The 3,485-nt window shown below is 75.4% G+C and carries 3 protein-coding genes; all 3 read right to left on the reverse strand.

Annotation, left to right across the window (positions count from 1 at the left end; translation table 11 throughout):
- Positions 1–35 precede the first annotated feature (35 nt).
- Positions 36–560, reverse strand: coding sequence for an FxsA family protein (locus tag ABZU46_RS31405; RefSeq protein ID WP_354863318.1), 525 nt, complete (start codon positions 558–560; stop codon positions 36–38).
- A gap of 65 nt (positions 561–625) precedes the next feature.
- The gene (locus ABZU46_RS31410) at positions 626–1,417 is read right to left on the reverse strand and encodes a polyprenol monophosphomannose synthase (RefSeq protein WP_354863319.1); all 792 of its coding nucleotides are present in this window, start codon (positions 1,415–1,417) and stop codon (positions 626–628) included.
- A gap of 52 nt (positions 1,418–1,469) precedes the next feature.
- The gene (gene lnt / locus ABZU46_RS31415) at positions 1,470–3,101 is read right to left on the reverse strand and encodes an apolipoprotein N-acyltransferase (protein WP_354863320.1); all 1,632 of its coding nucleotides are present in this window, start codon (positions 3,099–3,101) and stop codon (positions 1,470–1,472) included.
- Between the last annotated feature and the right edge of the window lie 384 nt (positions 3,102–3,485).

Raw genomic sequence — 3,485 nt, forward strand, 5'->3', positions numbered from 1 at the left:
CCGGGGATTCCCCGGGGGCGCCGTCATGTGTGCGCTCAGTTGCGGCCCGGCTCGACGATCTCACCCTCGATGGCCCGGCCGCCGTCGACGACCACCGGCTGCTCCGGCTCCGGACGCGGCGTCGGCTGCGGCGCGCCCTGGCGCACCCGCACCGTACGCGGCCCGAACAGGTCACCGGCGACCATCGACGACACCCGCCGCTCGGCGGTGCGTTGCACCCCGGAGCGGGCCAGGCGACGCACCGGCGGCACCATCAGCAACAACCCGACCAGACCGCTGAGAAGACCCGGCGCCGCCAGCAGCAGCGCGCCGGCCAACCCGACGAGCCCGTCGGTCACCTGCCGCCCCGGTGGCTGCCCGGCCTGCGCGGCGGTGCGGAACCCGCGCCAGGCGCGCATTCCCTCCCGGCGCAGCAGCACCAGCCCCAGCAGCGACGCGGCGAACACCAGCAGCACCGCCGCGCCGAACCCCACCGCCCGCCCCACCAGGACGAACACCGCCAACTCCAGCACCACCGCCAGCAGCAGGGCGATCGGCACGAACCTCAGTCCTCGGCGCATCTCACCTCATCGCCAATCCGCGGCACACCGACACGTACCGCACATCCAGCATGACACGGCCGCGCTCACGGCCACCGCACCTGACCCGTGGGGGTGCCGTGCAGGCCCCGGCGTACGGCCTGCCGCCGGTCCTGCACACCCCAGCGGGTGATCCGCCACAGCGCCTCGGCGACGATGCGCGGGCTCATCTTGCTGTCGCCGCGTTCCCGCTCGGCGAACGTGATCGGCACCTCCACGATCCGCACCCCGGCCCGGTGGGCGAGCCGCGACAGCTCCACCTGGAACGAGTAGCCCTGCGAGCACACCGACTCCAGGTCGATGGCGTCCAGGGCGCTGATCCGGTACACCCGGTACCCGCCGGTGGCGTCCGACACCGGCATGCCCAGCGCCAGGCGCGCGTACAGGTTGCCGCAGCGCGACAGCAGCAGCCGCCGCAGCGGCCAGTTCACGACCTGCGCGCCGCTGGTCCACCGTGACCCGATCACCACGTCGGCGTCGCGGGCGGCGTCCAGCAGCGCCGGCAGGTCCTCGGGGGCGTGTGAGCCGTCGGCGTCCATCTCCACCACGGCCTGGTAGCCGCGCTCGCGCGCCCACCCGAACCCGGCCAGGTAGGCGGCGCCGAGGCCCTGCTTGCCCTCGCGGTGCAGCACCTGCACGTGCGGGTCGCCGTCGGCGAGCGCGTCGGCGATCGCGCCGGTGCCGTCGGGACTGTTGTCGTCGGCGATGAGGATCTGCACGGCGGGGGCGGCCCGGCGGACCCGCCCCACGATCGCCGCGACGTTGTCGGCCTCGTTGTAGGTGGGGATCACCACGAGCACCCGCCCCAGGCCGGGCACCTCGTCCGGACGCCGGATCATATCGGTCGCCTGGATCACGGTTCCTCCGCTCCCGCCGGCGTACCGGCTGTTGCTATCCGGGCACGACCCGCTGCCGTCGGCGCAGCACGCCCGCTCCGGCCAGGGCGGCCACGGCCAGCCCGGCGAGGGCCAGCTCCGGCCACCAGCCGAGGCGGGTGGCGAGGGTACGCCCGCTGTCGAGCCGTAGCTGCCGCACCACGACCTCCCGGGTGTTGAACCCGGTGGCGTCGCTTACCCGCCCATCGGGGGCGACGAACCCGGACACCCCGACCGTGGAGGCCATCAACGCCGGCCGGCCGTGCTCCACCGCCCGCAGCCGCACCATGGCCAGCTGCTGGCGGGCCTCCGCCTCGTCGAAGGTGGCGTTGTTGGTCTGCACCACCAGCAGCTGCGCGCCGCCGGTGACGGTGTCGCGGACCACCTCGTCGTAGGCGACCTCGAAGCAGATGACGTCGCCGAGCACGGCCGGGCCGGCGCGTACCACGCCCGGGGTGCTGCCGGGCACGAAGTCGCTGCGGATCAGGTCGACCTTGTCGCTGACCATGCGGGCGATGTCGCGCAGCGGCACGTACTCGGCGAACGGCACCGGGTGGCGTTTGGTGTAGAGCTGCGCCATGTCCGCGCCGGTGTCGGGCCGCCACAGGATGCCCGCGTTGCGGACCTGCCCCGGGCCGGGGCCGAGCAGCACCGCGCCGACCAGGATGGGCGCGCGGATCGTGTCGGCGGCCTGGGAGATGCGGGCCCCGGCGGCGGGGTTGCGCAGCGGGTCGATGTCGCTGGAGTTCTCCGGCCACACCACCAGGTCGGGTTGCCGCTCCGCGCCGGCCGCGACCCGCGCGGCCAGTTCCAGGGTGGCGTCGACGTGGTTGTTGAGCACGGCCTGGCGTTGGGCGTTGAAGTCCAGCCCGAGGCGCGGCACGTTGCCCTGCACGATCGCCACGGTGACGGGCTCGCCCGACCCGGCGGCGGCCAGCGGCACCAGCAGACCCGCCCCGGCCAGCGCGACCGCGGCGACGGCCGGCACGGCCACCGGCGTCCACCGCCGCGCCGACCCGGCGCCGCTGGGCCGGGTGGCCGATTCGATGTCGCTGGTGTCGCGGGGGCGGCTGGTCGCGTCGGTGTCGCCGAGGCCACCGGTCGGGTCGGGGTCGGTGCGGCTGGTGGGGCGCAGAATGGCCCAGGCGTGCCAGCCGGCGGTGACCAGCAGCCCGCCGACGACCGCCACCGCGAAGGTGACCAGCGGTGCGCCGCCGAGGGCGGCCAGGCGCAGCAGCGGCGAGTCGTCCTGGGTGAACGCGAGCCGGCCCCACGGGAACCCGCCGAACGGCGTACGGTCGCGCAGCGCCTCCTGCCCCACCCACAGCAGCCCGGTCAGCGCCGGCAACGCCCAGCGGCTCCGGTCGGCCAGTGGTGACACCCAGGCGGTGGCGGCCCCGAGCAGCGCCAGGTAGCCGGCCTGCAGCAGCGACAGCAGCACCCACGGCAGGTAGCCGGTGTGCAGGTTCGTCCAGGCCAGCAGCGGCGCGAACAGCGCCACTCCGGTGAGGAAGCCCACGCCGGCGCCGGCGCGCAACCGCCGTCGGTGGGCGGCGGCGGCCAGCAGCACCACGCCGACCGGCGCGAGGGGCCACACCCCGTACGGCGGGAACGCCAGCAGCAGGGCCAGCCCGGCGGCGACCGCCATCGGCGCGGCGACGCGCAGCGGCAGTGGCCGACCCACGGCGACCGGCGCGCTGATCACCGTGGGGGCGTGGCTCTCGTCGCGGTCCAGGGTCGTCACCGCTGCTTCACCTCGATCACCCGGCGAAGGCTACCCGGCCGCCGCCCCCACCGGCCGCATCGGCCCACGATGAGGGGCCCGCCCGACCCCTGCTCCGCGATCTTGCACTGTCGGTCGTCGACGCAAGGGGCGTTCCCGCTCATGTCGACGACCGAACCTGCCAGATCGGCGCGCGAGTGGGGTGGGGGTATGAAATCGGGGCGCGGCTTGCGCCGCGCCCCGATGGTCCCAGGCCCGCCCCGGGCGGGGCGGCGAGGTTGGGGCACGCCCGCCGTCGGACCGACCAAG

The organism is Micromonospora sp. NPDC005197 (assembly GCF_040608295.1).
In the GTDB taxonomy this organism is placed as follows: Bacteria; Actinomycetota; Actinomycetes; order Mycobacteriales; family Micromonosporaceae; genus Micromonospora.